Source organism: Synechococcus sp. R6-10 (assembly GCF_047461815.1).
GTDB lineage: Bacteria > Cyanobacteriota > Cyanobacteriia > Thermostichales > Thermostichaceae > Thermostichus.
Genome location: NZ_JANSHW010000045.1, coordinates 1 through 4,057, shown reverse-complemented (window position 1 = coordinate 4,057; position 4,057 = coordinate 1). Strand labels below are relative to the sequence as shown.

At 60.3% G+C, this 4,057-nt stretch carries 4 protein-coding genes; 3 read left to right on the top strand and 1 reads right to left on the bottom strand.

The genetic code is table 11. The annotated features are described in order from the left end of the window. Nucleotides 1-90 precede the first annotated feature (90 nt). From lysA to NW837_RS01400, 3 genes are all read left to right on the top strand, one after another. Nucleotides 91-1,470 (top strand): diaminopimelate decarboxylase, encoded by a 1,380-nt coding sequence (gene lysA / locus NW837_RS01410; RefSeq protein WP_414328941.1) that lies wholly within the window; start codon nucleotides 91-93, stop codon nucleotides 1,468-1,470. A gap of 218 nt (nucleotides 1,471-1,688) precedes the next feature. Further along, the gene (cdaA, locus tag NW837_RS01405) at nucleotides 1,689-2,612 is read left to right on the top strand and encodes a diadenylate cyclase CdaA (RefSeq protein WP_414328940.1); all 924 of its coding nucleotides are present in this window, start codon (nucleotides 1,689-1,691) and stop codon (nucleotides 2,610-2,612) included. Between the two features lie 6 nt (nucleotides 2,613-2,618). Continuing rightward, nucleotides 2,619-3,365: an isoprenyl transferase gene (locus NW837_RS01400; protein ID WP_414328939.1), complete on the top strand. Its 747-nt coding sequence runs from the start codon at nucleotides 2,619-2,621 to the stop codon at nucleotides 3,363-3,365. A gap of 38 nt (nucleotides 3,366-3,403) precedes the next feature. On the opposite strand, the gene NW837_RS01395 is transcribed toward NW837_RS01400, so the two are convergent. Further along, nucleotides 3,404-4,012, bottom strand: a complete 609-nt coding sequence (locus NW837_RS01395) for a CPP1-like family protein (RefSeq protein WP_041436527.1) — start codon at nucleotides 4,010-4,012, stop codon at nucleotides 3,404-3,406. Nucleotides 4,013-4,057 lie beyond the last annotated feature (45 nt).

The window sequence follows — 4,057 nt, the reverse complement described above, 5'->3', positions numbered from 1 at the left end:
ATAAAGGGATCGGGTTAGGGCTGGGCACTTTTCAAGACAAACTGAATAAGGAACTTGATATCGTTTAAGACAGTTTTCTGACTCCTGACCATGATTTCGACCCTCGGCACTCCTACCCATCCAGAGCAGACCCTTTCCCCAAACCAGTCTTTGCGCCCCTTGACCAGCCGTATCAACAGCCGGGGGCACTTGGAAATTGGGGGGTGCGACGTGGTGGAGCTGGTGCGCCAGTTTGGATCCCCTCTCTACATCCTGGACGAATGGACGCTGCGCCGCGCCTGCCAGCTTTACCGTGACACCTGGGCCCGCTGCTACGCCGGGGGATCCCGGGTTTTGTACGCCACGAAAGCCTGGAATTGCCTGGCCATCTGTGCATTGGCGCTGCAAGAAGGGCTGGGGTTGGATGTGGCTTCTGGCGGGGAGCTGTACACGGCCCTGCAGGCGGGGGCCAAAGGTGAAGATCTCTATCTGCACGGCAACGCCAAGTCTCTCGACGAGCTGAACTTGGCCCTGGAGACGGGCTGTACTTTGGTGGTCGATAGCCTGTACGAACTGCAGCAGGTGTCGGCCCTGACCACGCCCGCACGGCCAGCGCGGCTGCTCCTGCGGGTTAACCCCGGTATCGACGTCCACACCCACGAGTACATTCGTACCGGGCAAACCGACAGCAAATTCGGCATCGGGCGATGGCAATTGCCGGAAGTGCTGGATTTTTTGGCCGCCCATCCTCAGTTGCAGTGCGTCGGGCTCCATGCCCACATTGGGTCGCAGATTTTTGATCTGCAGGGCCACCGAGACCTGGCGGGGGTGCTGGCCCAGATCTGGCGGCAAGGGCTGGACAGAGGGTTGCCCCTACAAGAGCTCAATGTGGGTGGGGGCCTGGGGATCCGCTATGTCAAATCCGATGATCCCCCCTCCATCCCGGAGTGGGTGGAAACTGTGGCGACGGCGGTGCAACAAGCCTTTGCCCAGGCTGGGATCCCTCTGCCGAAAGTGCTCTGCGAGCCTGGACGATCTGTGATTGGGCCGGCTGCCGTGACCGCCTACACCCTGGGAGGGCAAAAGCGGATCCCTCCCAGCGATGACCTGCCCCAGGGACGCACCTACATCACCATCGACGGTGGTATGTCCGACAACCCCCGCCCGATCACCTATCAAGCCCGCTATACCGCCCTTCTGGCCAACCGACCAGAGGCAGAGGCCACGCAGCGGGTAACGGTGGCCGGCAAGCACTGCGAGTCGGGGGATGTGCTGTTGAAGGATGTGCTTCTGCCCGCCCCAATGGCAGGAGAAGTGTTGGTGGTTTTGGCGACGGGGGCCTACAACTACAGCATGGCTTCCAATTACAATCGCTTCCCTCGGCCAGCCGCGGTGCTGGTCAACGAGGGAGAGGCCCAGTTGATTGTGCGGCGAGAAACTTATGCCGACTTAATCCGTCAAGATGTCTTGCCGGAGCGGTTGCTGCGTTGAAGGGGAAGTTTGCCCATACCCATCTGGTCAGTAGAGGCACAGCCTTCCCTGGCAGCGCCGACCGCAGCCAACGCACCTCATGCGAGAAAGACTGGAAGACAGCCAGGAGGTGAGTGGTAGGCTGGTCTGGGGGCCGCAGTCCAACAGGGGTTCTGAGGTGCAGAACGGCACCAGGCAGAAGGTCCGCAATGAGGGGAGCGTGAACGGGGTTTTTCGCCATGCTGGCGGCCTTATGGGCTTGGCTACAGCAGTTTAACTTTCTCAGCCTCTTGGACTGGGCTCTGGCTGTCTTTCTGTTGGCTTTGGCTCTCTACTACACCCGCGAAAGTCGTGCTGGGGTGCTGGTGAGGGGATTTATAGTGCTGCTGGTGCTGTACCTGGCCACAGCCTCTCTCCCCTTGGTTCACCTGATCTTGGATCGCCTGCTCCTGGGCGCAGCTGTAGCCATGGGCGTGCTCTTTCAACCGGAGTTTCGGCGGCTGCTGGAGCAATTGGCAAGAGCCATCCGCATGGAGTGGCCGAGCAACGCAGGCGATGACGAGGAGGATCCTGAGGAAGATTTGGTGGAAGAACTGGTGCAAGCAGTGCGAGAACTTTCCCAAAACCGCACAGGAGCGCTGATTGTGATCGAGCCGGAGCAGCCAATTGACTCGCGGGTGTTTACCGACAAAGGGGTACCTCTGCAGGCGCGGGTGTCGCGGGAGATCTTGCAGACCATTTTCCAGACTTCAACTTTGTTGCATGATGGGGCTGTGGTCATCCATCGGAATCGCATTCGCGCAGCGGGGGTCATCCTGCCGGTTTCGGAGCGGGCCGCCTCTCGACAGCTGGGCACACGGCACCGCGCTGCGATGGGGATCACAGAGCAGACCAATTGCTTGTGTATTGTGGTCTCAGAAGAAACGGGATCCATTTCCCTGGCGGAGGGTGGGCGCATCGAGCGGCCTCTGACCAGTGCCAAGTTACACGAACTGCTGGTACAGCGGTTGCGCAATCCCCGCGATGCCAAAAAACGAGATGCTCCGCTAAAGGGATTGTGGGCCCACCCCTGGTTTCGCAATGGGCCGCTGCGCTGGTGGGGATCCCTTGCCGATCTGACTAAACTCTTTCGCAAACCTGAGAAAACCCTCCCCGAAGACTGAATCTCCATGACCGTTTCTCCTGCCCATCTTCTGCAGTTGCCTGCCGACCTAGATCCGCAGTTGTTGCCCCGCCATGTGGCGGTGGTGATGGATGGCAACGGGCGTTGGGCGCAAAAACGGGGCTTACCCCGCAGCGTTGGGCATCAGCGAGGGGTATCGGCCCTGAAGGAGCTGCTGCGCTGTTGCAATGATTGGGGGATCCCGGCCCTTACCGCCTATGCCTTCTCCACCGAGAACTGGGGCCGGGCCCGCGAGGAGGTGGATTTTCTCATGACTTTGTTCGAGCAGGTGCTGTGGCAGGAATTGGGGGAAATGGTGCAGCAGGGGGTGCGCATCCAGTTTGCCGGCCAGTTGTCGGCTCTGCCCCACTCTCTGCAGGAAACCATCGTGCATGCGGTGGCCTGCACCCAGCACAACAAGGGCATTTGCCTGACGGTGGCCCTCAACTACGGGGGAAGACAGGAGATCCTGCAGGCCTGCCGCTCCATTGCCACCTTGGTGCAGCAGGGGCTGCTGCAGCCGGATCAGATTGACGAGGCCCTCTTTTCCCAATTTCTCTACACCACCGGCCTCTCCGATCCTGATCTGCTGATCCGCACCAGTGGCGAGATGCGCATCAGCAACTTCCTGCTCTGGCAGATGGCCTACACCGAGCAGTATTTCACCCCCATTCTCTGGCCGGATTTCGACCGAGCCGCTTTTCACCAAGCCTTGCTTAGCTATCAGTCGCGGCAGCGGCGGTTTGGCAGGTGAGGATGATCCCTGGTTGGATATCCGTTGCCAACCGGCAGCTAGCGCAGAAAGCTGGTCACCAACCACATCACCGTAAACGTGATCCCCACCAACAGCGCACCAGGAGCATCGCCACCGGTGAGAGGAAGGGCAATGCCGTAGGCCAACATCAGCCCCAGGCTCAGGCCCGCCAGGGCCAAGAGAAAAGCGCGAATGAAGCGGCGCTCTTTGCGGTACAGGAAATAGATACAAGCCATCAGCCCCAAGGCCAGTTGCAGCGAGGGGTACTCATCGGGAGCCAGGATAACCCAACCCCCCAGCCCACCCAGCAGCGCCGCAGGCCAGAGGGCATCGGCGGTAGAGGGGGTATCCAACCAGCGGCTGACCCAGGGGGGATTTTGGGCAGCAGGGCGAGGCAAACTCAGCTCCGGCTCAGGATGGGCAGCCCGTTGTTCGGCGTAGCGAATGCGATCGGGAACGGCGATTTTGCCCTCTTTGCGCAGGCGCAGGCGCTGCATCAGGATGGCATCGTAGGCTTGCTCCACCCGCTCTTGCTGCTGTTCATCGGCGCCCAAGCTGGCCAGGAGCCGAGCCCGCGCCGATTGAATCTCTTCAAAAGAGGCTTCTTCGCTAATTCCCAACACCTGATACGGACTCATCTCAGCCATAGCGACCAGCCCTGTAACTCTTTATCACCTTAACCCAGCCTGCCC

Excerpts from the sequence above, each read along its gene's own strand:
- NW837_RS01400 (WP_414328939.1), top strand. The coding sequence starts at position 2,619 with ATGACCGTTTCTCCTGCCCATCTTCTGCAGTTGCCTGCCGACCTAGAT.
- NW837_RS01395 (WP_041436527.1), bottom strand. The coding sequence starts at position 4,012 with ATGGCTGAGATGAGTCCGTATCAGGTGTTGGGAATTAGCGAAGAAGCC.
- cdaA (WP_414328940.1), top strand. The coding sequence starts at position 1,689 with ATGCTGGCGGCCTTATGGGCTTGGCTACAGCAGTTTAACTTTCTCAGC.
- lysA (WP_414328941.1), top strand. The coding sequence starts at position 91 with ATGATTTCGACCCTCGGCACTCCTACCCATCCAGAGCAGACCCTTTCC.